This is a genomic window from Streptosporangium longisporum, from assembly GCF_039534895.1.
GTDB lineage: Bacteria > Actinomycetota > Actinomycetes > Streptosporangiales > Streptosporangiaceae > Streptosporangium > Streptosporangium longisporum.
In genome coordinates this window covers 166,908-188,625 of the sequence record NZ_BAAAWD010000010.1, presented here as the reverse complement: position 1 = coordinate 188,625, position 21,718 = coordinate 166,908, and the positions used below count along the sequence as shown (strand labels likewise).

Here is a 21,718-nt window from a genome sequence, read left to right as displayed (position 1 = left end):
ACTCAAAGATGTGATTAGTCATGTATGTGAGTATCATGGCGGGCGTTCGCGGAACAGGGGAAGGGGGCGTCCGATGGCGTTACGGCACGCCGTGCTGGCGGCACTGCTGAACGAGGAGCTCAGCGGGTACCAGCTCGCCAAGGCCTTCGACGTCGGCGTGGCCAACTTCTGGCACGCCCTCCCCCAGCAGCTCTACGCCGAGCTGGCCAAGCTCGAACGGGAGGGGCTGGTCGCGGGCCGGGAGGTCGTCCAGGACACCCGTCCCAACAAGCGCCTGTTCACCGTCACCGAGGCCGGGCTCGCCGAGCTGACCCGGTTCGCGGCGACCGCCGACAAGCCGTCGTTCATCCGCGACGACCTTCTCGTCAAGGTCCAGGCCGCCGACCACCTCGACCCCGACGAGCTGGTCACGCGGCTCCTCGAACGGGCCGCCCTCGCCGACGCCAAGATCGAGCTCTTCGGCGGGCTCCTGCGGCGGATGCGCGGCGACCGGGACGAGGAGGACTTCCTGCGTCACGGCGACCACATCGGCCCCTACCTGACCTGCCTGCGCGGCCTGGCCTTCGAACAGGGCAACCGCGACTGGTGCCACCGGACCGCGGCCGTGCTGCGAGAGAGGCGGACCACCGATGTCCCACGATGACCACCCCCGCTACGTCGCCCTGGGCGACAGCCAGACCGAAGGACTGGGCGACGGCGACGACATCGTCGGCCTGCGCGGGTGGGCCGACCGGCTCGCCGAGCACCTCGCCGCGAGCACCCCCGGCCTCCGGTACGCCAACCTCGCCGTACGCGGGCAGCTGGCCGCGCAGGTCCGCGCCGGGCAGCTCCCCGCCGCCCTGGCCCTGCGCCCGGACATCGCCACGGTCGTCGCCGGGGTCAACGACATGCTGCGGCCCCGCTTCGACGCCGACGAGGTCGCCGCCCACCTGGAGGCGATGTTCGCCGCGCTCACCGCGCAGGGCGCCCGTGTGGCGACCGTCACCTTCCCCGACATCACCCGGATCATCCCGGTCGCCCGTCCCCTGTCCCCCCGCGTGACCGCCCTCAACGACCGCATCCGCGCCGCGGCCCGTCGTCACGGCGTCGCCGTCGCCGACGCCGCGCTGCACCCGGCCGTCACCGACCCGCGGCTGTGGACCACGGACCGCCTGCACGCGGCCCCGCTGGGACACGAGCGGATCGCGGCGGCCATCGCGTACGCGCTCGATCTGCCCGGCAGCGACGACTCCTGGACCCGTCCCCTCCCCCCTCCGGACGGCCGCCCCTCCCGATGGGACGTCACGACCCAGGAGATCCGCTGGGCCACCACCTTCCTCGGGCCCTGGCTGGGCAGGCGCCTGCGGGGCCGTTCCTCCGGCGACGGCCGCTCGGCCAAACGCCCGCACCTGCTCCCCGTCCTACCTGGCCAGGACCTCGGCGACGACCGGATCGGCGCGCCCGGCACCGACGGCCCGCACCAGTTCTGACCGGGTCCGGCCCGGCGCGGTCACGTGACCGCGCCGGGCGGGCCTGACGAGCCGTGACGAAATGTGACGGGCCGGAGGATCGCCTCTGGCACGGGCACCACCGGTGGGCGCCCGCCGCGGGCCTTCGAGGGCCCGCCGGTCAGGACTCCTGCGGCGTGGCCGTCCGGGCCGGGCCTGCGGGGGGCGCGATGTCCCCGCCGCGCCGCAGGGTGAGCGTCTCCTGCTCCAGGATCTCGGCGACCCGGCCGACGAAGTCCGTGAGCGTGCGCAGCTGCTCCTCGTCGTAGTCGTCGACGACCCCCGACACCCGGGCACCGAAACCGGCGAAGATCCGCCCCAGCTCCCGTTGCGCCACGCCGTCGTCCACCGGGTGCACGATCGTGCGGCGCCGGTCGGCCGCGTCCGCCTCACGGCGTATCAGACCGGCCTTCTCCAGCCGGTTGAGCACCTGGGCGGTCGCGGCCGTCGACATACCGGTGACCGCGGCGAGCCGCCCCGGGTGGGTGGGCCCCTGGCGCAGCAGGATCTCGGCGCATTTGTAGTCGGTCACGTTGAGACCCAGGCGTTCGGCGGCCGCCGTGTGGAACAGCACGATCGCCGTGCTGAACCGGCTGCCGAGCTGGCGTCCGAGGTCACGCTGCATGGCCTCGCGCCGATCCGGGCCGTCCTGCTGGTCCACGTCTCCTCCAACGGACTTGACACGTCTGGGATCACCCCAGTACAAATACCTAAACTTTTAAGCTAAATAATTTAGTTAACTCAGTGTAACGCATCGCACCACGGAGTCCGCTCCGCCATGACGATTGTCCCCTCCGCGACCACCCGGCCGGTGCCGCCCGTCCCCCGACGGGCCCCGTCCCTCACCGGGGCACCGGTGGCGTCCGCCCTGGGCGGCACCGTCGGCGCTCCCGCCGCGGTACGGCCGTGCGGCATGGCCCGCGACCTCTCGCACGCCGTCCACCGAGACGGCTCTCACCCCCGCAGAACGGAGATCATCATGTTCACGGTCCTCATCGCCGGTGGCGGTATCGGCGGCCTGTGCCTGGCCCAGGGACTGCTCAAGGCCGGCGTGGACGTCACCGTGTTCGAGCGCGCCTCCTCGCCCGGCGCGTTCAAGGAGGGGTACCGCATCCACCTCGACCCCGACGGCGGCCGTGCCCTGCACTCCTGCCTGCCCGCCGAACGGTTCGCACTGCTCGACGCGGCGTGCGGCCGCCCCCCGCGGGCGTTCGCCTGGCTCTCCGAGGGCCTCGACGAGCTGCTGTCGCTCAACGTCGCCGCACCGGACGGGCCGCCCGACCCGGTCGCCGTGCACCGCTCGATCAACAGGTTCACGCTGCGCCAGATCCTTCTCGACGGGCTCGGCGACCGCGTCCGGTTCGGCAAGGAACTGCTGCGCTACGAGATCGGTGCCGACGGCGCGGTCACCGCCCACTTCGCCGACGGCGACCGCGCCACCGGATCCGTCCTCGTCGGCGCCGAGGGCACCCACTCCCGCGTACGGGCGCAACTGCTGCCGCACGGCGGCAGGACCGACACCGGCGTCGCCGGGACCGGCGGGCGCCTGCCGCTCACCCCCGCGACCCGTCACCTGCTCCCGCCCCAGCTACGACGCGGGCCGGCCATGGTGCTCGCCCCGGGAGGAGTGAACATGTTCCTCGCCACGCACGAGAACGTGCCCGGCGCGGACCTGCCCGCCCACATGCTGCCCACCGAGACCGGCGACTACCTGGTGTGGGGCCTGAGCGCCCGGCGCGAGGCGCTGCCGGCCGGGGGGATCGACCACCTCGGACCCGAAGCGCTGCGGGAGCTCACGCTGGACCTCGTGCGCACCTGGCATCCCCACGTACGGCAGATCGTCGGGGAGTCGTCGCCCTCCTCGCTGTCGGCGTTCACGATCCGCACCGCGGTGCCGGTACGACCGTGGCCCGCCACCACCGTGACCGTGCTGGGCGACGCGATCCACAGCATGCCGCCCTCCCGCGGCATCGGCGCCAACACCGCCCTGAGGGACGCCGGTGTGCTGTGCGCCGGCCTGGTCGCCGCCCGCGACGCCGGCACCGTCGATGGGCGGGCCCTCACCGCGGCGATCGCCGGCTACGAGCGACGGATGCGCCGGTACGGGTTCGCCGCGGTGAAGGCGTCCAACAGGGCCCTGAGCCAGTCGGTGACGACCAACTCCGCGGCGTTCGCGATGTCCAGGGCGGCGATGCGGCTGATCAACAGGTTTCCGGCCGCCAGGGACCGGGTGTTCGGCTGACCGGGACCACCACCTGCCGCAGCTGGGCGCCCCCGGTCACGGCCGGGCGCCGCCGGGCCGTCAGCCGGCCGCCTGGAAGGCGCGGCCCGCCGCGGTGGCGGCGCCGTTGCTCCGGAACAGGCCGCTGTTGGGCTCGGTGTCGGAGGAGGGCAGGCCGAACCAGGCGTAACGCTGCACGTACGGCAGTGAGGCCAGCATCTTGGTGGAGGCGGTGACGAACGCGGCCTGCTGGGCGTCGGTGGGGAAGCGGACGCCGTTGGAGAAGTCGATCAGGGCGAACTCGGTGAGCCAGATCGGCTTGCGGTAGCGCTCGTACACGGCCTGGATGTAGGACCTGAGCTGGCCGACCGCGGCCTCGGTGCGGAAGTCGCCGCCGTACCAGTGCAGGGTGATGAAGTCGACGCGGTACCCCTTCTGGGACGCCCCGGTCATGAACCGGTCCAGCCAGCCGCCCGGGGTGTCACCGCCGTAGGCGACGGCGGGGCTGCCGATCTTCTGGCCGGTCGCGGTCAGCCTCGGCCACAGCGACAGCGCCTTCTCCACGCTCATGTTGGACTGCTCGGCCAGGTCCGGCTCGTTGAAGCCGAGCAGGTACGGACCCGCGGCCTTCGCCTGGGCCAGGTTCTGGTCGGTGACGCTCGCGGCTCCCCAGATCATCGGGACGAACTCCGCCGAGGCGGGGGTGGTGACACCGTTGTGGTGCGGGGCCCACGTGTAGTACCAGCTCGCACCGGACGCGGCCAGGGCCGCGCTGACACCGGGCGCCTGCCACACGCCCACCCCCTTCTTGGCGGAGGTCTCCGCGGGGACCTCCGGGACCGGGGTGGCCGGGGTGCTCGGGCCGGACGTCGGGGTCCTGGTGGGGGTCGTGCTCGGCCTGGGGGTGGTCGAGGTGGTCGGGGTGGCGCTCGGGCCGGTGCCGGGCGTCCTGCTCGGGGTGGCGCTCGGGCCGGAGGTCGGGGTCCTGGTGGGGGTGGAGCTCGGCTTGGGGACGGTCGAGGTGGTCGGGGTGGCGCTCGGTGCGGGAGAGGCCGTCCCCTTGCCGAAGACCTGGAACTCCCAGAGCGAGACGCCGTACCGGCTGGACCGCTCGGTGGCGTGGAGCCGCACGTAACGGCCGGTGGCCGAGACGTCGAGGGTCTGCACGCCGCCCTTCCCCGCGGTCGTGCGGTGGACCGTCCTCCACCGCCCGCCGCCGTCGGAGGTCTGGATCCGGAACGCGGTGGCGTAGGCGTGCTCCCAGTTCAGCACGATCTTCTTGATCGCGGTGGGCCTGCCCAGGTCCACCTGCAGCCACTGGGGGTCGTCGAACCTGCTGGACCAGCGGGTGTCGTTCCTGCCGTCGACCGCCGCGGCCGGGGACAGGTCGCCCCGCTCGGACGAGGAGGCCAGGGCGGCGCGGCCCTGCGACACGGGGGTCTCTGCCGCGCCGGCCGGCAGGGCGCCCCCCGTCACGGAGGCGCCCAGAACGGCGGCGAGGACACCGGCGAGCGCGGTGCGGCGCATCCACCGGCCGCTTCCGCGGCCCACGGCGGTACTGCGCTGAACGGTATTGCTCATACGGATGAAGGTCCTTCGGTACGGGAGTCGATGATCGGACATCTCTGCGTATCTGACTGCCTCGGGCACGCTCCCCTCCGGCCGGATCCGGTGGCCGGGCGGGTGCGCCCCCGTACAGGAGACCGGCGCACGGCACGGGGACAACGGAAACCTGGGAACGGGATCCGGGGACACGGGAACCCGGAGGCGCAAGGACGCGGGGACGCGGGAGGCGGGACCCGGGGACGTGAGACCCCGGAGGCCGGGTGCTCCCGACGCCGGGCGCGGGACCCGGACGCGCACGCCGCCGTCCCCGTCGTGCCGCGTCGGCACGGGAGCGTCCCGGCGGCACGGGATCCCGCCGTCCACGCGGTGCGGGATGGTTCGCCCCGCGAATTATCAGGTCTCCGGACTGTTACCCTGACCCGGTGGATAAGCATGATGACGGGCGGTTCGGGATCGTGTCCGCGCTGGTACGGTCCACGTTCCTGGTGAACGCCGTGTACGCCGAGTCGGGCCGGGAGTACGGCCTCACCCCCCAGCAGGGGCAGCTGCTGTGCGTGCTGATGGCGCAGCCGTACGGCATGGGCGAGCTCGGCACGATGCTGCGGCTGGCCAAGTCCAGCCTCACCGGCCTGGTGGATCGCACCGAGCGCAACGGCCTGGTCCGGCGCGAGACGGACCCGCGGGACACGCGTGCGGTGCGGGTCGCGCTCACCCCGAGGGGCGGCAGGCTCGCGCGGGAGTTCTACACCGAGACCTGCCGGAGGGTCGAGACGCTGTCGGAGGGGTTGGAGGACGCCGAGCGCGACACGCTCGCCGCCCTGCTCGGCCGCGTCGTGCTGGACAACAAGGCCCCGATGATCTTCCTGGAGCCGGACGAGGGGGTCCCGCCCACCCCCGGGAACTGAGCGCGCGACGCCGCGTCCCGCAGAGGAGGTTGCAGTTCGCACTACGAACTAATACTGTTCGTGGTGCGAACTAAACCTCTTTCTTTCAGGAGTGGGCACAATGAGTCGTACGGTCGCGATCATCGGCGGAGGGTACGGGGGGTCGGCGCTCGCCAAGGCGCTGGACCACGAGGCCGACGTCGTCCTCATCGACCCCCGGGACGCGTTCGTCAACTCGGCCGGATCGCTGCGGGCGCTGACCCGGCCGGACTGGGCGGGCAACCTGTTCTTCCCCTACGAACAGTGGCTGACGCGGGGCACGCTGATCCGCGAACGCGCGGCCTCGGTCGATCCCGGCGGCGTCACCCTCGCGTCCGGCCGGCGGGTCGAGGCCGACCACCTGGTCCTGGCCACCGGTTCCGGCTACGCCTATCCGGCCAAGCCCGAGGCCGACTCCGCCGACGAGATCCTGGCCGACCTCCGCAGGACCCACAGGGAGCTGGCCAAGGCCGAGCGGGTGCTGATCCTCGGCGCCGGACCGGTCGGCCTGGAACTGGCCGGGGAGATCAGGGAGGTCTGGCCGCACAAGCGGGTGACCGTCGTCGACCCGGCCGAGGAGCTCCTGCCCGGCTTCCGGCCGGAGCTGCGCGAGGACCTGCACCGCCGTCTCGGCGACCTGGACATCGGAGTGCACCTGGGCACCGGCCTGGTCGCGCCACCGCCGGCCGAGCCCGGCCGGGCCGGGACCTTCACCGTCACCACCACCGGCGGGCAGGAGATCACCGCCGACATCTGGTTCCGCGCCCACGGCATGCGCGTCAACAGCGACTACCTCGCCGACGACCGGCTCACGCCCCGTACCGCCCGGGGACAGGTGCCCGTCACCGAGAGCCTGACCGTGCGCGGGTACGACCACGTCCACGCGATCGGTGACATCACCGACGTCGCCGAGGCCAAGATGGCCGGGTACGCGATGCAGCACGCCGAGGTGGTGGCGCGGAACATCGCCGCCCGGCTGCGCGGCGAGCGGCCCACGGCCACCTACCGGCCCCTGCCCCACCCCATGATCCTGCTCCCGCTCGGATCGCGTGACGGGGTCGGGCAGCTGCCCACCCCCGACGGCCCGGCCGTCGTGCCGGTCGAGACGGTCGTCCAGTACAAGGGCGCCGACCTGTTCACCGGCCGCTTCGCCGAGCAGTTCGGCACCGCCTGAAGGCGTCCCCGAAGTCACCGCTCGAAGGCGGCGCATGGAGTCACCGCTCGAAGGCGTCCCCCGCATACCCCTCGCGAGGTGCCGTACACGGAGGTCCCCGCGGAGGGACCGGACATCGGCACAAACCCCCACGAACGAAAGGCAGGACCGTGTCCGTACCAGACGTCGTCTTCGGTTTCGGCGCGCACACCGGGATCGACGACGTGCCGGAGCTGCTGCGCATGGCCCGGCAGGCCGACCGCGACGGGCTCGACGTCCTGTCGCTGTCGGACCATCCCTACCTCGGCACGCGCCTGGACGCCTACGCCTCCATCGGGTTCGTCCTGGGGCACACCCGGCACATCGCGGCCTTCGCCAACGTCACCAACCTGCCGACCCGGCCCGCCGCCATGCTCGCGCGGACGGTGACCTCGCTGTCGGCGCTGTCGGGCGGCCGCGTCGTGCTCGGCATGGGCGCGGGCGGGCTGTGGGACCGGATCTCCGACATGGGGGTGCCGAGGCTGTCCCCGGGCGATGCCGTGGACGCCTTCGAGGAGGCGATCACGCTGGTCAGGCTGCTGTCGGGGGGCGGCCCACCGGTCACCCACCGGGGCCGCCACTACCGGGTGGACCGGATCGAACCGGCCCCGGTGGCCGCGCCTCCCGTGTGGACCGGGTCGGTCGGCCCGAGGTCCCTGGCCGCCACCGGCCGGGTGGCCGACGGCTGGATCCCCGGCCACGCGGCGGACTGGCTCAGCGAGCGGTACCGGACGTCGCGGCCGGTCATCGACGAGGCGGCGACGGCCGTGGGCCGCGACCCCCGGGAGGTCCGCACGGTCTTCAACTTCCCCGGACGCGTGACCGACCGGCCGCTGCCCGCCACCCGTGACCGCGACGGCCGCTGGATCGGCGGCTCCGTCGATCAGTGGGTCGAGGAGCTGACCGGGGCCGTCCTGGAGCACGGCGCGTCGGGCTTCGTCCTCTTCTCCGCCGACCACGGCTCGCCGGACGCCGCCCTGCTCGGCCGCTGGGGCGGGGAGATCGCCCCGGCCGTACGCGAGGCGGTCGCGGCGGAGAAGGGCTGACCGCTTCCAGGGAAGGGCCGGGTGGCGGGCGTGTCAGTTCAGCAGTTCGCGGGCCAGCGCCTCGCTCCACCACCGCTCGACCCGGTCGGGTGACCAGCCGCGTTCGACGGTGAGCGTGACGTAGACGTCGACGGTGCACAGGGCCGCGTAGACGTCGACGGCGGAGCGCACGTCCAGGCCGCGGCGCAGGACTCCCTCCGGCCAGGACGAGAACACCAGCACACGGGTCTCGTCGCCCCGTCTGCGGCCGTCGTGGTAGGCCGTCGCCAGCTCGGGCTCGGTACGGGCCGCTTCGCGCACCAGCGCGATCACGTCGCCCGCGCGCTCGAACAGCCGCCGGTCGTAGGCGGCCATCGCCGCGAGCTGACGGCGGGGGTCCTTCGCGAAGGTCTCCAGCTCCTCCAGCATCCGCGGCACGTCGGCCGACAGGTCGGCCGCGTCCGCCAGGGCCCTGGTCAGGCCCGCCTTGTTGCCGTACGCCGCGTAGACCGTCGGCACGGAGACCCCCGCCTCCTGGGCGACCTCCCGCACGGTCGTCGCCGCCCACCCCTGCGAGACGAACAGCCGGTGGGCGGCGCGGGCGATCTCCGCCCGGGTCTCCCGCGCCTGCGTCGCCCGGCGCAACGACTCGTAACGGCGCCGGTCCGGTTCTGCGCTCACCGCTCCCCAATCGCTTTACGATACTTATAATGAATATATGTCACGTCAACCGTTCGGAGGGGCCACCACGGGCTTCTCCAGGATCACCGGCATCGCCGCCCTCGGCTTCGCCTCCCTGATCGTCCTTGCCAACGCCATCATCGTGCCCGCGGGCCTGCCGCTCACCGGCGCCGACGTCGGAGAGGTCAGCGCGTTCTTCGGCACCGGGAGCGATGCCGTCGCCGTCTCGTCCGCGCTCACGCCCGCGGCCTGGCTGCTGGCCACGCTGTTCGGCGCGGGCGCGGTCTCGGTCCTGCGGCGCTCCGAACGCGACCGGGGCGAGGCCTGGTCGCTGCTCGGGTTCACCGGCCTGGCCCTGCAGAACGCCACCTTCGCAGCGGTCATCGCGACCCGCCTCGCGCTCACCTCGACCGGCGCGTCCGGCGACACCGCGACCGGTGCCCTCTGGGCCCTGCACGACGCGCTGTTCACCCTCAACGGCACCTTCCTGGCACTCGCCCTCATCGGCCTGTCCGTCGCCGGGCGGCGCGCCGGTCTCATCCGTCCCTGGCACGGCGCCCTGGGGCTGACGTCGGCCGCGCTGCTGTTCACCTCGGCCACCCTCGCCCCCCTGGTCGTCGACCAGGCCGGTCCGCTCGGCCTCCTGGGCCTGTCCGGCTGGCTGCTGTGGGTCGCCTGGATCGTCGCGTACGGCGTCGCCCTGATCCGCCTGTCCCCGTCATCCTCGTCCTCGTTCCCGTCCCCGTCGTCGCCCTCGGATCCCGTGACCGCGTGAGCCCGTGACGGCGCGGTGACCGGGCCGGGCGTCGGCGGGTCGCAGGTCACCGCCCTGCGCAGGAGAACACGGGAACCGATCCTGGCCCTGCGGGGGCCCGTCTCGGCGCGGCCTGTATCGGAGTGGTGCGATCGGGCACGCTGATGCCCGCGGGCGCTCACCGGCACCGGCTCGGTGAACGCGGTGAACATGACGAGCACGGTGAGCAGGGTGGACGGTCGCCGGGTTCACCGTGTCACCGGGACGCGTCACCGAAACTCACCAGGAACACGAAAAAGGGGACTTCATGCGTCATCGACTACTGGGCCGGACCGGACTGCGGGTGTCCGAGGTGTTCTTCGGCGCGATGTCCTTCTACGAACGCGTGGACGCCTCGCGGGAGCACCGTGCCATGCTCGACGTCTACGCCGACGCCGGAGGCAACGTCATCGACACGGCGTCGGCGTACGGGGAGAGCGAGAGCATCCTCGGCGAGATCCTGGAAGGCCGTCGCGATCGTTTCGTCGTCTGCACCAAGTACACGCTCTCCCGCGACCAGGACGACCCGAACGCGGCGGGCAACCACCGCAAGAACCTCGCCCTGTCGCTGGAGAGCAGCCTGCGGCGGCTGCGTACCGACTACATCGACCTGTACTGGGTGCACCTGTGGGACCGGCACACCCCGGTGGAGGAGACGATGCGGGCGTTGGACGACGCGGTCCGCGCCGGGAAGATCCTGTACGTGGGCATCTCCGACGCCCCGGCCTGGCTGGTCAGCCGCGCCAACACCCTGGCGGAGTGGCGGGACTGGACACCGTTCGCCGGTCTGCAGGTGCCCTACAACCTGCTCAGGCGCGACGCCGAGCGGGAGCTGCTGCCGATGGCGGAGGCGTTCGGGATGAGCGTGGCCGCCTGGGGACCGCTCGCGGGCGGCGTGCTGTCCGGGAAGTTCACCGCGCCCGGCGGCGTCGAGGCCCCCACCCGGGTCGACCCGGCGACCCTCACCGACCGCGACCACGCGGCCGCGCGCGCCGTACGGGAGGTCGCGGACGAGCTGGGGGTCGGTGCGGCCCAGGTGGCGATCGCATGGACCCGCGCCCGGTACGACATCGTCCACCCGATCGTCGGCGCCAGGGACGCCGGGCAGCTCGCCGAGAACCTGGGGTCAGTCGACGTCGTCCTGCCCGAGGAGGCGATCCGGCGGCTGGAGGCGGCGACGGAGTTCGAGCTCGGCTTTCCCGGCGACTTCATCGCCGAGTGCGAGGCGAATCCGTGGGTGTTCGGCAAGGCCACGGTCACCGGGCGGTCCCGCAGACCCTGATCCGCGCCTCGCCACGGGCTCTTCCGACCGTGTCCCGCCCGTGTCCCCGCGCCTCATCCCTGTCGCAGCCGGTCGCGGAGGGTACGCGCGACCTGCGCCATGAGCGCCTCGGCCCCGGGCTGGTCGACGGCCGGTACGCGCGACTCGGTGAGGACCGCAACACCGAAGACCTGGCCGTCGGCGTGCTCGACCACGCCGGCCTCGTGGCGCAGGTTGAGGAGCGTGCCGGTCTTGGAGGACCATCGCGTGGCGTCGGAGGTGAAGTCGGGTGCCAGCCGGTGCCGTATGAGGTTGTCGGCCATGAGGCCCCGTACCCGTCCGGCCGTGCCGGGGTCGATCGCGGACGGTGTCCACAGGGCCCGCAGCAGGTCGGCGAACGCGCGCGCGGATCCGGAGTTCGCACGCGTGACGTCCAGCTGCGGGATCCGGTGCCCGCGTCCCGCCGTCGCCGCCTCGATGGCCAGGATGTGGGCGAGGTGCGCGTCGGCCGGGTCGAGGCGTTCGGCCGGGGTCTCGCTGAGCTCCCGGATGGTGTGGCGGACCGTGATGCCGCGCAGTCCCAGCCGGTGCAGCTCCGCCGCGACCCCGGCGGGCGGGGTGAGGGCGAACAACGCGTCCGTCGCGGTGTTGTCGCTGAGGGCGACGCTGAGGTAGAGCAGGTCGTCCACGGCGATCCGGGCCGGGTGCCGGAACCTGCTCAGCCCGGTCGGCCCCGGGGTGGTGACCGGTCCCGGCTCCACGAGGATCTCCGCGGAGCCGTCCAGCTCGCCCCTGCGGACGCGCTCCAGCGTCGCGATGGCCAGCGGGACCTTGACCAGGGAGGCGATCGGGAACTCCAGGTCCGGCTCGATGCCGATCTCGTCGCCGGTGCGCAGGTCCCGGACCAGGAACGACCCGCGCAGCCCCGCGTCGTCGAGCATCCGGTGGAGCTCTCGGAGCTCGCGGGTCAGTCTCTCGGCGATGACGGCGCCCCTTCCTCCCGGTCGTCCGCGCCGAGGCAGCGGGCGATCGCGTCCCGGAGACGGGTCCGGACGCGCTCGGCGTCGTCCCTCGCCGCCGCGGACACCTCGAAGCCGCGGACGGGCCGGATCTCACCGGCCGGGCGCCAGTGCAGCCCCAGTTCCCCGGCCTGCTTGGCCGAGCAGAGCAGCAGATCCGTCGAGCCGAGGACCTCCGCCGCCGCGGCGGTGAGCGTGGCCGCGACGCCGACCTGCGCGGGCTGGAGGCCGACGGCGTCACGGACGCGGAACAGGGGGTCGCGGATGTGGGGGACGTCGTCCTCGGGCTGGATCCAGATCCGGCTCCTGCGCGACGACCGGTCGGCGCGGCCGGCCCGGAGGGTCTCGACGTAGACCGTCCCGGGCAGGAGGCCGGTGGCACCGGCCAGCCCGAGCCGTACCGACCAGACGGCGTCGCCCTGCGGCGCGGCCGTGAGGGCGGCGCGGACCAGGTGGGAGCGGACGAGTTCCACCCGGTCGGCCGGGGCCGCGGTCTGGAAGTCGAGGCGGATGCCGTTCCGGCGCGCCTCGGCGTCGAGCCGCGCGAGGTCGCGCACCGCGCAGATGTCCGGAACGGCGAAGCGCAGGGGGTTGAGCCTGGCGCGTTCGGCCTCGTACTCCATGTCGTCCGCCAGGCGGACGAGACGCTTCGCCGACGGCAGCATGTCGCGGCCGAACGGGGTCAGCCGTGCCCCGCGCGACGACCGGTCGAACAACCGCTCCCCGAGGTGTCTCTCCAGGCCGGCGATCCGGCGGCTGGCGACGGACTGCGGCACGCGGGTGGCCGCCGCACCCTCGGTGAAGCTCCCCCGCTCGCTCACGTTGACGAACGCTCTCCACGCTCCGAGGACATCCACCGGCGGAGTCTATGCCAATCGAGCATGGAAGACCCTGTTTTCGTCTTTGACGGCATCGAAGGGCGGCGCGAGACTTCCGGTCGGTGCCACGCCCGCTCCCCGGGCGGCACCGGTACGGCGACGCCCGCCCGTCCGCGCCGGGCGTCGTGCCCTCTCCCATCCGATGACGACAGCAGGGGAACCGACATGCGACATCTCACCTCCCGCTTCCGCCGCCTGACGGCGCTGCACGCGAGCGCCCTGACCATCCCCCTCCTGGTGGGAGGCGTGCTCGGCGGCGGTACGGCCTCGGCCGCGCCCGTACCGGCGGTGACGACGGCGGTGGTCCGGGAGGCGCCGGGCGAGGCCGCGGTCAGGAGGGAACTGCGCGCGCTGGAGGCGTCCTTCAAGGGCCGCATCGGCGCGTACGCCGTCGACACCGCGACCGGGAGGACGATCTCCTACCGGTCGGGCGAGCGTTTCCCGATGCTCTCCACCTTCAAGGCGGTCGCCGCCGCGGCCGTGCTGCACAAGGCCCGCACCTCCGACCCGGGCCTGATGGACAGGGTCGTGCGCTGGACGGCCGCCGAGGTGAAGGAGCACTCCCCGATCACCTCCGAGCACGTGGACGACGGGATGACCGTGGCGGCACTGTGCGAGGCGGCCATCACCCACAGCGACAACACCGCGGGCAACATGCTGCTCGAGCAGATCGGCGGCCCCGCCGGCCTGACCCGGTACTTCCGCACGCTGAAGGACCCGATCTCCCGGCTGGACCGGTGGGAGACCGAACTCAACGACTGGAGCCCCAAGGAGAGGCGTGACACCACGACGCCCGCGTCCATGGGACGTGACCTGCGCGCGCTCACGGCCGGGAAGGCCCTCACCGCCAAGGACCGGGAGCGGCTGAACGGCTGGCTGATCGCCAACACGACCGGTGACGCCCGCATCCGCGCGGGCCTGCCGAAGACGTGGAAGATCGGCGACAAGACCGGCACGAGCTCGTCGTACGGGGCCGGGAACGACATCGCGGTCATCTGGCCCCGCGGATCGGCCGCCCCCGTCATCATGGCGGTCTACACCAACCGCAGGGCCGCGGACGGCGTCGCCGACAACACGGTGATCGCGCGGACCGCGACCGTCCTGGCCCGCGGCCTCGGCAGGCTCCGGCCCCACGGGTGACGTGGGCACGCCACGTGGCGTGCCCACGTCACGCGGGCGGTCACGTCACGCGGGACGGGAAGGTCACGCGGGCAGGCGTGTGATGCGGGACGGGCGGTTCGCCGGGACGGGCAGGCCGCCGGGTGGCGTGTCGCCCGGTGACGTACCCGGTCGAGACCGTGGACGGATGTGCCCGCATGCCCGGTGTTCCTAGCGTGATCCGCATGACCGGACACCGACCCCCCGCTCCGGGGTTACCGATGATCGCCCTGATCGGGCTGGCCCTGCTGGCCGTTCCCCGCGTGGTGCTGCACGACCTCGACGTGATCCAGGAGGGGACGTTCGTCAACGCCCTCTTCGTCTTCGTCCCGCCGATCGTGTGGATCGCCGTCGTCCTGGTCAGGCGGGTACCGTCCCCGTTCATGACGCTCCTGGTCGTCGGCGCCCTCTACGGGGTGTTCCTCGCGCTGGGACACCAGCTGCTCTGGGACGTCGCCTGGGGCGACGACCCGCCCGCGCTCGGCGGCACCCTGAGCGGGCTCGCGCCGGGCACGCAGGCGGTGATCATAAGGGTGTTCTCGGCCGTCGGCAGCGTGGTCACCGGCGTGGTGGTCGGGGCGGCCTGCGGGCTGGTCGCCTGGGCGGCCGGCAGGGTCCTGCGGCGGACGCACGCCTGAGGGTCCCTCGGGGCGGGTGTCACGGGTGGCCGGTCGGCGGCGTCACCCCCGCGACGGATCGCCCGGCCGGGATCGTCCATCGGCCCCGGACCGTCCAGAGGCCCGGACCCCCGTCCAGGGGTCCCGGACCTCCGTCCAGGGGACCGGGGAAGGGGACGCGTCCTCACCTGCGGGCGCCGTCCAGCCGGGGGAACGGAGCGAGGTCGGGCTCGACCCAGCCCGTCCTCGCCCGCGGGCCGGCCAGTGTCGCCGGCCGGTAGAACCTGGTCAGCAGGCGCTTGTCGAGCAGCGCGGGATGACGGTCGGCGAACGCCGTGAAGTCGTCCTCACCGGACTCGGCCACGTGGTGTCCGACCAGTTCCACCCAGGCGCGGCTGACGGTCGCGTTGTACTTCTGCGGCGCTCCCGCGTAACGGGCGGTACGGCGGATCCCGTCACTGATCAGGTCGACCGCCGCGGGCACGCCGTGACGTCGCACGGCCAGCCACGTCAGGTGGACGTGCTCCCGGTGGCCGAACCGCTCGGCCACCGCCATCACCTCGGCCATCAAGCCCTCGAAGGCGGGGACGTCACCGGCTCGCGTCCCGGACGGGTGAGAGGTCATGAGGGCGTCTCCGTCCCGGAGCGGTGAGAGGCCGGGGAGCCTTCCGTCCCGGATCGGCGGGAGGCGGAGGACCTCTTCGTCCCGGGCCGGGGCGAGGTGGAGGGCTCCTCGGTCACGGACCGCCGGGAGGCCGGGCGCGCGTCCGTTCCGGACCCGTGGGAGGCCGGGGGCGCGTCGGTCAGAGCCTCCAGGCCCGCGCGCAGGCCCGCGATCGCGTCGGCGGGCAGGTGAGCGAGCGCGCGGTCCTCCAGATCGGCGACGGCCTCCCGGATCGTGGCGGCGGCCCGTCGCCCCGAGGGGGTGAGCTCGATGAGCACCGCCCGGCGGTCCCCGGGACGGTTGCCGCGGGTGATGTGCCCGCGTCGTTCCAGACGGTCCAGCACGCTGGTCAGCGTGGTGGGGCGGGTGCCCACGGCCGCGCCCAGCTCGGACACGGTCCGTCCGCGACCGTCGGCCAGGTTGGCCAGAGCGTTGATCTCGGAGGCGGTCAGGTCCAGGTCGACGAGTTCCGCGGCGAGCGTCTGCAGGGTGGCGTGGGTGGCCCGCTGCAACGCGAGCAGTGCCGACCAGGAAGACGGCACGGATTCGGATGATACGAACTCGGATGTCACAATATTGGATTGTACGATTTCGTGCCTATTGCCGCAAAGGCGTTTTCCTCTCTTCCTTTCGCTCCATGAGGGACGGGGTGGGAGGCCGCCCCCGGTCGCCGCCCAGGACGGACGACCGGATACGTGGTGCCGGCCGTCCATGCCGGTCATGCATGCCGGTCGTCCATGTCGGCCGGCTGTGCCGGTCGCGGCGCGGCGCGTGATGTGGGCCCTGAGACCGAGGCCTCCTCCCTCTCCCGAACGAGAGAGAAATGGCCGCCGTCCCGAAGCGCCGGCCCCGCTGCCACGGCGACCATGGCCACATGCCCGGCTCCCCGACACTTCCCCAGACCCCCGTCTCGCCGACGAAGCGGATCTCCGCGCTCGACGCGCTACGCGGCTTCGCGCTGTGCGGGATCATCTTCATCAACATCCCCCAGACCATGGGGATGTTCACCTACGCCGGCCAGCTGCCCGAGCCGCTGCGCGTGTTCTTCCTGGGCCGCTTCTATCCCATCTTCTATCTGCTGTTCGGGGTGGGTTTCGGCATCTTCCTGCGCTCCGCCGCCAAACGCTCGGACAAACCCAGGCTGCTCCTGCTGAGACGGTTCCTCGCCCTGGCCGTGCTGGGCGCCGTCCTGCACCTGCTGCAGCCCGGTGAGGTGCTGCTGCCGTTCGCCGTCACCGGCCTGCTCGTCCTGCTGCCTCTCAGCTATCTTCCCCGGCGTGCGCTGCTCGCCGTGGCGCTGGTCCTGATCCTTGCGGGGGTCCTCGCCGGGGTGGGCGGCCTGGGCCTGCTGCCGGGTCTGTTCGCGCTCGGCTTCGCACTGGCCGAGATGAGGGTGCCCGAGGCTCTCGACGACCATCCCGGCCGTCTGGCCGTCCTGGGCGTGGTGGCGCTGGCCGTGTGCGTGCTGACGTTCTGGGTCATCGCCCTGCCACCGCCCGACGCGGCGCAGATCCGGCTCGGGATGACCCTGTCGCTGGCGACCGCGTGCTGCTATGTCGCCGGTTTCCTTCTCCTGCTCCGTACGCCGGTGGGCCCGGCGCTGTCCTGGGTGCTCGCTCCGATGGGCAGGATGGCGCTGACCAACTACTTCGGCGCCGCGCTGCTGTTCGTTCCCCTCGGCACGGCCATCGGTCTGCCCGGCTCCAAGCGGTGGACGGCCGCGATGCTTCTCGGTATCGGCATACTGCTCGCCCAGGCCGTGGTGAGTAATCTGTGGTTGCGAAGGTTCGGCTATGGTCCGCTCGAGTGGGCCTGGCGGTGCGTGACGTACTGGCGGTCGCTGCCGATCGGTGGTGCCGCGAACGCCGGAGAGGCTCGCGGAACGGCATGAGCGCGTGGAGCAGGGGAATGGCGCGGCTTGGTGTCCGCACGCCCGAGGGGCGCGACACACTGGTGGCCGCCGTCCTCATCGCTCTCAGCTCGGCCCGGTTGCTGCCCACCGTGCACGGTGACCGGCTGGCCGGGTTGCCCGCCTGGGCCGTGGGCGTCGGCTTCCTCCTGGCCACCGCCGACCTGGCCACCATCGCCGTGCGACGTCGCCGCCCGGTCCTCGCGCTCGCCACTGCCACCGTGATCCCGCTGGTGGGCGTCCTGCTGCCCACCCGCCCCGCCTTCATCGGTATCGGCATCGTGGCCTGTTCCTACACCGTGGCCAGCCGCCTCCCCCTGGCCAGGGCGCCCATCGTGGTCGCCGTCTGCGCGGCCGTCCACACCCTCGGCGCCCTGCTCGGCACGGCGGCGGGAGGAGACCACGGCGGCCTGCTCACGTTCTGGGGCGTGCTTCCGGGTGACATCCCCGGCATGGTGGCCGCGGTCGCGGCGGCGTACCTGCTCCCCGCCACCGCGGGCTTCTACGTCCAGGCCACCCGGGCCGCTGCCGCCAGGGCGGCCGCGCGCATCGTCCACGAGCGTGAGGAACGGGCCAGGGCGGCCGTGGCAGAGGAGCGGGCCAGGATCGCCAGGGAGTTGCACGACATCGCCGCCCACGACCTGTCCGCGATCGTCGTCCAGGCGGGCGCCGCGGACCGTCTCCTCGACCGCGACCCCGCAGCGGTCAGGGCGACACTGCGCGCGATCAGATCCCAGGGCCGCGACACCCTCGCCGCGCTGCGAGCCCTGGTCGGTCTCATGCGAGAGACCGACCCCGACTCGGTCGACGGCCGGGCACCCGCACTGGCCCGCCTGGAGGAGACCGTCCGGCGCTCCCGGGCCACCGGCATGGACGTCGAGGTCCGCGCCTCGGGCCGGCCACGCCCGCTGCCCGTCACCACCGACCTCGCCGTCTCCCGTCTCGTGCGCGAGGCGCTCACCAATGCCCGCCGCCACGCCCCCGGCTCCGCGGTCAGCGTGACGACGACGTTCGACGACACACGCTTCGCGGTGACGGTGCGCAACACCAGGCCCGCCCGCACGCCCTCGCTCCCGGCCACGGACCGCGGTTACGGGCTGCTCGGTATGCGCGAGCGCGTCAGTCACGCGGGCGGGGAACTCACCGTCGGCCCGCAACCCGACGGCGGCTGGCTCGTCAGCGCCTCCTTCCCCGCGGAGCACCCATGACCGTCACCGTTCTGATCGCCGACGACCAGGCCGTGGTCCGGGCCGGTTTCCGCACCATCCTGGAGTCGGAACCCGACCTCCGGATCGTCGGAGAGGCGTGCGACGGACAGGAGGCGGTCCGGCTCGCCAGGCACGTCCGGCCCGACCTGGTCCTGATGGACGTGCGCATGCCCGTCCTCGACGGCATCGCCGCGACCGAGCAGCTGGCCGGACCGGGCGTGGAGAACCCGATCTCCGTCCTCGTCGTGACGACGTTCGACCTCGACGAGTACGTCTTCGCCGCCCTGCGCGGCGGCGCGCACGGTTTCATCCTGAAGGACGTCGAGCCCGACCAATTGGTGGAGGCGGTCCGGGTGGTCGCCTCGGGGCAGGGGCTCGTGGCGCCCGGCGTCACCCGGCGCCTCATCGCCGAGTTCGCCCGCACCTCGAAGCGTCCGCGCTCCTTGGAGCCGCAGCCCGCCCTGACGGGCCGCGAGCGCGACACCCTCGTGCTCGTCGCCCGGGGCCTGTCCAACGTGGAGATCGCCCAGGCCCTGACGGTGAGCATCTCCACGGTCAAGACCCACGTGGCCAACCTGCTGGCCAAGCTCGGCTGCCGGGACCGCGTCCAGGCCATCATCTACGCCTACGAACACGGGATCGTCGAACCCGGCGTGTGACCCGCCGTCCCCAGGGGTGACCTCATGAGCGCTTCCCGATCAGGCAGCAGTCCCCGCAGATCCCGCCGTCCGGAAGGCGGTAGTACAGGCAGCAGCTCCTCCGGCGGAACACCAGGTCCGGTCCGGTGAACGCGCCGGTGCCGCGCAGGTCGCCGATGTCGAGCAGCGCGCCGGCGAGGGAGGTCACCGGCCGACGCAGACCGGGACGGGCCCGTACGACGGCATGGGCCGCCCCGGCGAGAGCCGACGCCGCGTTCCCGTGCAGGAGCCCGGACGCCACCTTGATCCGCAACCCCCTGGCCAGGACCGCCAGGTGTTCCTCCATCACCAGCCGGTACATCACCCGCGCGAGTCCCTGACCTCGGGGCGCCCACCAGCCCCGGGCCTCCGGCAGCCACAGGGCGGAACCGTCCACCCGTTGCCGCAGGCCGCCGAGGTCGGGAACGATGCCGTGCGTCACGACACAGCCCAGCACCGGCGACCACAACCTCGCCGCGTGGCCCAGCTGGACCACCGAGACGGCCACGCGCCGTTCCGACAGGCCGTGGCGGGTCGCGAAGGCAGAGACCAGCTGCGCGAAACCGTCGGCATAGGCCTCCTCGACGGACCGCCACATCCCGCCGTGCTCACCGGCCCCGACGGAGAAGAACGGTCCCAGCTCGGCGACCTCGGACAGGGCCGCGGCGACCGCTTCCGGCGGAGCGGGACGCAACGAGGTCATGTCGGCCCTCGCGAGCGATACCTCGCGGGGAGGTGGTCCGCCGGCACGTCCGGTGTCCTCGTCCCGCCCGGTGACTCCGTCCCGTTCCATGGCCCCTTCGCTGCCTTCGTCTTTTCGACGGCCTTCGGTGCCCTCGTCTCGCTCGATGGCGCGTCCGGTGCCTTGGTGCGGACCGGCGGGGACCGTCGGCGCGCTCAGGCCTCCGGTCAGGTCCCTGATCGTTCGACCAGTGCCCTGTGCAGCAGGATCCCCTCCAAGGTGGCCCAGCGGTATCCGGGACGGACGACACGCACGGACGTCCCCGGCTCGGGTGCTCCGGTCAGCGGTTCGTGCTCGGCCGGGTCGAAGGCCGTCTCCTCGCCCACCTTCCCGACGGGACGCAGCGCCTGTGCCGCCACGAGGTCCCGGACCCGTCCCACCACGACCTCCGGGGTGGCCCCACCGGTCACCATCTCCTCGATCTCCGCCGCGAGGTCGGCGAGCACGCGGGCTCCGTCCAGCCGAAGCTGCCGCTCCTGGACGGTACGGAGGCCGATCGCCCTGTCGGCGGCGGTCCGCAGGTCCTGTTCCAGTCGCTCGCACCGCTCGGCGAGCGCACGTGCGCGCTCTTCCGCAGTCTCGACCGGACCGGCCGTCTCTTCTTCTCCCTGGGAGTCGGCCTTCCGGGCGGCTTTGCGATCGGCCTTCTGGTCGGACTTCCGGCCGGGCTTCCGGACGGTCTCCCCGTCGGCCTCCGGGCCGGTCTTCGCATCGGTCTTCGGACTGGTCTTCGCGCCGGTCTTTGTATCGGGCTTCGGGTCGGCCTTCGCGTCAGGCTTCAGGTCGGCCTTCGCGTCGGACTTCAGGACGCGGCTGCGGCCGGACCTCTGCTCGGGCTCCTGTCCGACGGGATCGTCCTCACGGGCGGGTTCGGACGAGCGCGGAGCATCCGTCCCGTCCGCCGCCTCGGTCACCGTGGGCGCGGAAGCATTCGCGGCCGTGGAGAGCTCCGGGGTCGCCTCGGAGAGCGCGCGATCCCCTTCACGGTCACCGGGAACAGGAACAGGGTCTCCGGGCGTGGAAGCGCCGGAAGCCGCTCCGGGCGTGCCGGAGATCGTTTCCGGAACCGCGGAAGCCGTAGCCGTCCGGGAGGTCCCGGAGGCCGTTCCGTGAGCCGGGGAACCGGCCGCCCCGCCTTCGGTCCCGGTCTCCGTGCCGGTCTTCGTCTCGCTCTCGGGGGCCGCGGGCACCGGAGGAACGCCGTCCGTCGAGTCACCGAGCCCGTCCCTGGACCGGACGGGCCGCTTCCACCGGTAGGTGTTCGCCTTGATGTACACGTCGTCGTGCCTGGACAGCCGTGCCTGCACACTCCGCCAGGTCCGGTCCACGATCGCCGGGTCCAGGCCCAGCTCGACGAGGAGCTCCTTGATCGCCGGCGCCTTGAGCCCTCGCGGGCTCTCTCGCAGAAGGTCCAGGACCACGGTGACCGGATCGGCCGTGAAGCGCTCGATCAGGGAGGGCAGGTCCATCAGGAACTGGTGCCGCCGGGTGCCGACGACGGCCAGCAGGTTCTCACCGCCGAGTCGTACGTTCTCCTCCACCACACCGTCGTCGTTCCACCGGACCCTGGCGAGGGTCCCGGTGCGTGAGAGCACCGCTCCCACGCGGAGTCGCTCATCCGGACCCTGCGGCCTGCGTACCGCGACCTCGACTCGATCCACGACAGCAACTGTAGGGCCATCGGCCCGGTACCTCCG

Annotated in this window: 22 protein-coding genes; 13 read left to right on the top strand and 9 right to left on the bottom strand. The window is 72.8% G+C overall.

Annotation, left to right across the window (positions count from 1 at the left end; genetic code table 11):
• Nucleotides 1-73: 73 nt before the first annotated feature.
• Both ABD832_RS19745 and ABD832_RS19740 read left to right on the top strand, forming a co-directional pair.
• Nucleotides 74-643: a PadR family transcriptional regulator gene (locus tag ABD832_RS19745; protein ID WP_344897327.1), complete on the top strand. Its 570-nt coding sequence runs from the start codon at nt 74-76 to the stop codon at nt 641-643.
• Entirely contained in the window at nt 630-1,469 is an 840-nt protein-coding gene (locus ABD832_RS19740; RefSeq protein ID WP_344897324.1) for an SGNH/GDSL hydrolase family protein, read from the top strand. Before ABD832_RS19745 ends, ABD832_RS19740 begins: the two co-directional genes overlap by 14 nt.
• A 139-nt stretch (nt 1,470-1,608) precedes the next feature.
• Here the strand turns inward: ABD832_RS19740 and ABD832_RS19735 are convergent, their stop codons facing one another.
• Nucleotides 1,609-2,148: a MarR family winged helix-turn-helix transcriptional regulator gene (locus ABD832_RS19735; protein ID WP_344897321.1), complete on the bottom strand. Its 540-nt coding sequence runs from the start codon at nt 2,146-2,148 to the stop codon at nt 1,609-1,611.
• Nucleotides 2,149-2,265: 117 nt separating this feature from the next.
• Here ABD832_RS19735 and ABD832_RS19730 point away from each other — a divergent pair, with 117 nt between their 5' ends.
• Complete coding sequence (locus tag ABD832_RS19730; protein WP_344897318.1) at nt 2,266-3,729, top strand: FAD-dependent oxidoreductase; 1,464 nt, start codon at nt 2,266-2,268, stop codon at nt 3,727-3,729.
• A gap of 60 nt (nt 3,730-3,789) precedes the next feature.
• Here the strand turns inward: ABD832_RS19730 and ABD832_RS19725 are convergent, their stop codons facing one another.
• The gene (locus ABD832_RS19725; RefSeq protein ID WP_344897316.1) at nt 3,790-5,289 is read right to left on the bottom strand and encodes a glycosyl hydrolase; all 1,500 of its coding nucleotides are present in this window, start codon (nt 5,287-5,289) and stop codon (nt 3,790-3,792) included.
• A gap of 407 nt (nt 5,290-5,696) precedes the next feature.
• Between ABD832_RS19725 and ABD832_RS19720 the strand changes: the two genes are divergently transcribed.
• From ABD832_RS19720 to ABD832_RS19710, 3 genes are all read left to right on the top strand, one after another.
• Nucleotides 5,697-6,179: a MarR family winged helix-turn-helix transcriptional regulator gene (locus tag ABD832_RS19720; RefSeq protein WP_344897313.1), complete on the top strand. Its 483-nt coding sequence runs from the start codon at nt 5,697-5,699 to the stop codon at nt 6,177-6,179.
• Between the two features lie 100 nt (nt 6,180-6,279).
• Entirely contained in the window at nt 6,280-7,371 is a 1,092-nt protein-coding gene (locus tag ABD832_RS19715; RefSeq protein WP_344897310.1) for an NAD(P)/FAD-dependent oxidoreductase, read from the top strand.
• Nucleotides 7,372-7,520: 149 nt separating this feature from the next.
• Nucleotides 7,521-8,435, top strand: coding sequence for an LLM class flavin-dependent oxidoreductase (locus tag ABD832_RS19710; RefSeq protein ID WP_344897306.1), 915 nt, complete (start codon nt 7,521-7,523; stop codon nt 8,433-8,435).
• A 33-nt stretch (nt 8,436-8,468) separates the two neighbouring features.
• Here the strand turns inward: ABD832_RS19710 and ABD832_RS19705 are convergent, their stop codons facing one another.
• Complete coding sequence (locus ABD832_RS19705; protein WP_344897302.1) at nt 8,469-9,095, bottom strand: TetR/AcrR family transcriptional regulator; 627 nt, start codon at nt 9,093-9,095, stop codon at nt 8,469-8,471.
• A 37-nt stretch (nt 9,096-9,132) separates the two neighbouring features.
• Between ABD832_RS19705 and ABD832_RS19700 the strand changes: the two genes are divergently transcribed.
• Entirely contained in the window at nt 9,133-9,870 is a 738-nt protein-coding gene (locus ABD832_RS19700; RefSeq protein ID WP_344897299.1) for a hypothetical protein, read from the top strand.
• A gap of 286 nt (nt 9,871-10,156) precedes the next feature.
• Nucleotides 10,157-11,170, top strand: a complete 1,014-nt coding sequence (locus ABD832_RS19695; protein WP_344897296.1) for an aldo/keto reductase — start codon at nt 10,157-10,159, stop codon at nt 11,168-11,170.
• Nucleotides 11,171-11,223: 53 nt separating this feature from the next.
• Here ABD832_RS19695 and ABD832_RS19690 read toward each other — a convergent pair whose 3' ends face one another.
• Nucleotides 11,224-12,090 (bottom strand): serine hydrolase, encoded by an 867-nt coding sequence (locus tag ABD832_RS19690; protein WP_344897293.1) that lies wholly within the window; start codon nt 12,088-12,090, stop codon nt 11,224-11,226.
• Between the two features lie 26 nt (nt 12,091-12,116).
• Nucleotides 12,117-13,025: a LysR family transcriptional regulator gene (locus ABD832_RS19685; RefSeq protein WP_344897290.1), complete on the bottom strand. Its 909-nt coding sequence runs from the start codon at nt 13,023-13,025 to the stop codon at nt 12,117-12,119.
• Nucleotides 13,026-13,211: 186 nt separating this feature from the next.
• Between ABD832_RS19685 and bla the strand changes: the two genes are divergently transcribed.
• Both bla and ABD832_RS19675 read left to right on the top strand, forming a co-directional pair.
• Entirely contained in the window at nt 13,212-14,186 is a 975-nt protein-coding gene (bla, locus tag ABD832_RS19680; RefSeq protein WP_344897287.1) for a class A beta-lactamase, read from the top strand.
• Nucleotides 14,187-14,389: 203 nt separating this feature from the next.
• Nucleotides 14,390-14,842 carry a hypothetical protein gene (locus ABD832_RS19675; protein WP_344897282.1) on the top strand — a complete coding sequence of 151 codons (453 nt, stop codon included), beginning with the start codon at nt 14,390-14,392 and terminating at the stop codon, nt 14,840-14,842.
• 163 nt (nt 14,843-15,005) lie between these two features.
• Here ABD832_RS19675 and ABD832_RS19670 read toward each other — a convergent pair whose 3' ends face one another.
• Nucleotides 15,006-15,446: a hypothetical protein gene (locus ABD832_RS19670; protein WP_344897278.1), complete on the bottom strand. Its 441-nt coding sequence runs from the start codon at nt 15,444-15,446 to the stop codon at nt 15,006-15,008.
• Nucleotides 15,443-16,027: a MarR family winged helix-turn-helix transcriptional regulator gene (locus tag ABD832_RS19665; RefSeq protein WP_344897275.1), complete on the bottom strand. Its 585-nt coding sequence runs from the start codon at nt 16,025-16,027 to the stop codon at nt 15,443-15,445. Before ABD832_RS19665 ends, ABD832_RS19670 begins: the two co-directional genes overlap by 4 nt.
• A 332-nt stretch (nt 16,028-16,359) precedes the next feature.
• On the opposite strand from ABD832_RS19665, the gene ABD832_RS19660 reads away from it, so the two are divergent.
• Genes ABD832_RS19660 through ABD832_RS19650 form a run of 3 tightly spaced genes read left to right on the top strand, consistent with a single transcriptional unit; the run spans nt 16,360 to nt 19,261 of the window.
• Entirely contained in the window at nt 16,360-17,376 is a 1,017-nt protein-coding gene (locus tag ABD832_RS19660; protein WP_344897272.1) for a DUF418 domain-containing protein, read from the top strand.
• A gap of 17 nt (nt 17,377-17,393) precedes the next feature.
• Nucleotides 17,394-18,602, top strand: a complete 1,209-nt coding sequence (locus ABD832_RS19655) for a sensor histidine kinase (protein ID WP_344897269.1) — start codon at nt 17,394-17,396, stop codon at nt 18,600-18,602.
• The gene (locus tag ABD832_RS19650; protein ID WP_344897266.1) at nt 18,599-19,261 is read left to right on the top strand and encodes a response regulator; all 663 of its coding nucleotides are present in this window, start codon (nt 18,599-18,601) and stop codon (nt 19,259-19,261) included. The genes ABD832_RS19655 and ABD832_RS19650 overlap by 4 nt, the downstream gene beginning before the upstream one ends.
• Before the next feature lie 22 nt (nt 19,262-19,283).
• On the opposite strand, the gene ABD832_RS19645 is transcribed toward ABD832_RS19650, so the two are convergent.
• Together ABD832_RS19645 and ABD832_RS19640 are read right to left on the bottom strand one after the other, a co-directional pair.
• Nucleotides 19,284-19,982, bottom strand: coding sequence for a (2Fe-2S)-binding protein (locus ABD832_RS19645; RefSeq protein WP_344897263.1), 699 nt, complete (start codon nt 19,980-19,982; stop codon nt 19,284-19,286).
• Between the two features lie 206 nt (nt 19,983-20,188).
• Nucleotides 20,189-21,682 (bottom strand): hypothetical protein, encoded by a 1,494-nt coding sequence (locus ABD832_RS19640; RefSeq protein WP_344897260.1) that lies wholly within the window; start codon nt 21,680-21,682, stop codon nt 20,189-20,191.
• Nucleotides 21,683-21,718: the final 36 nt, after the last annotated feature.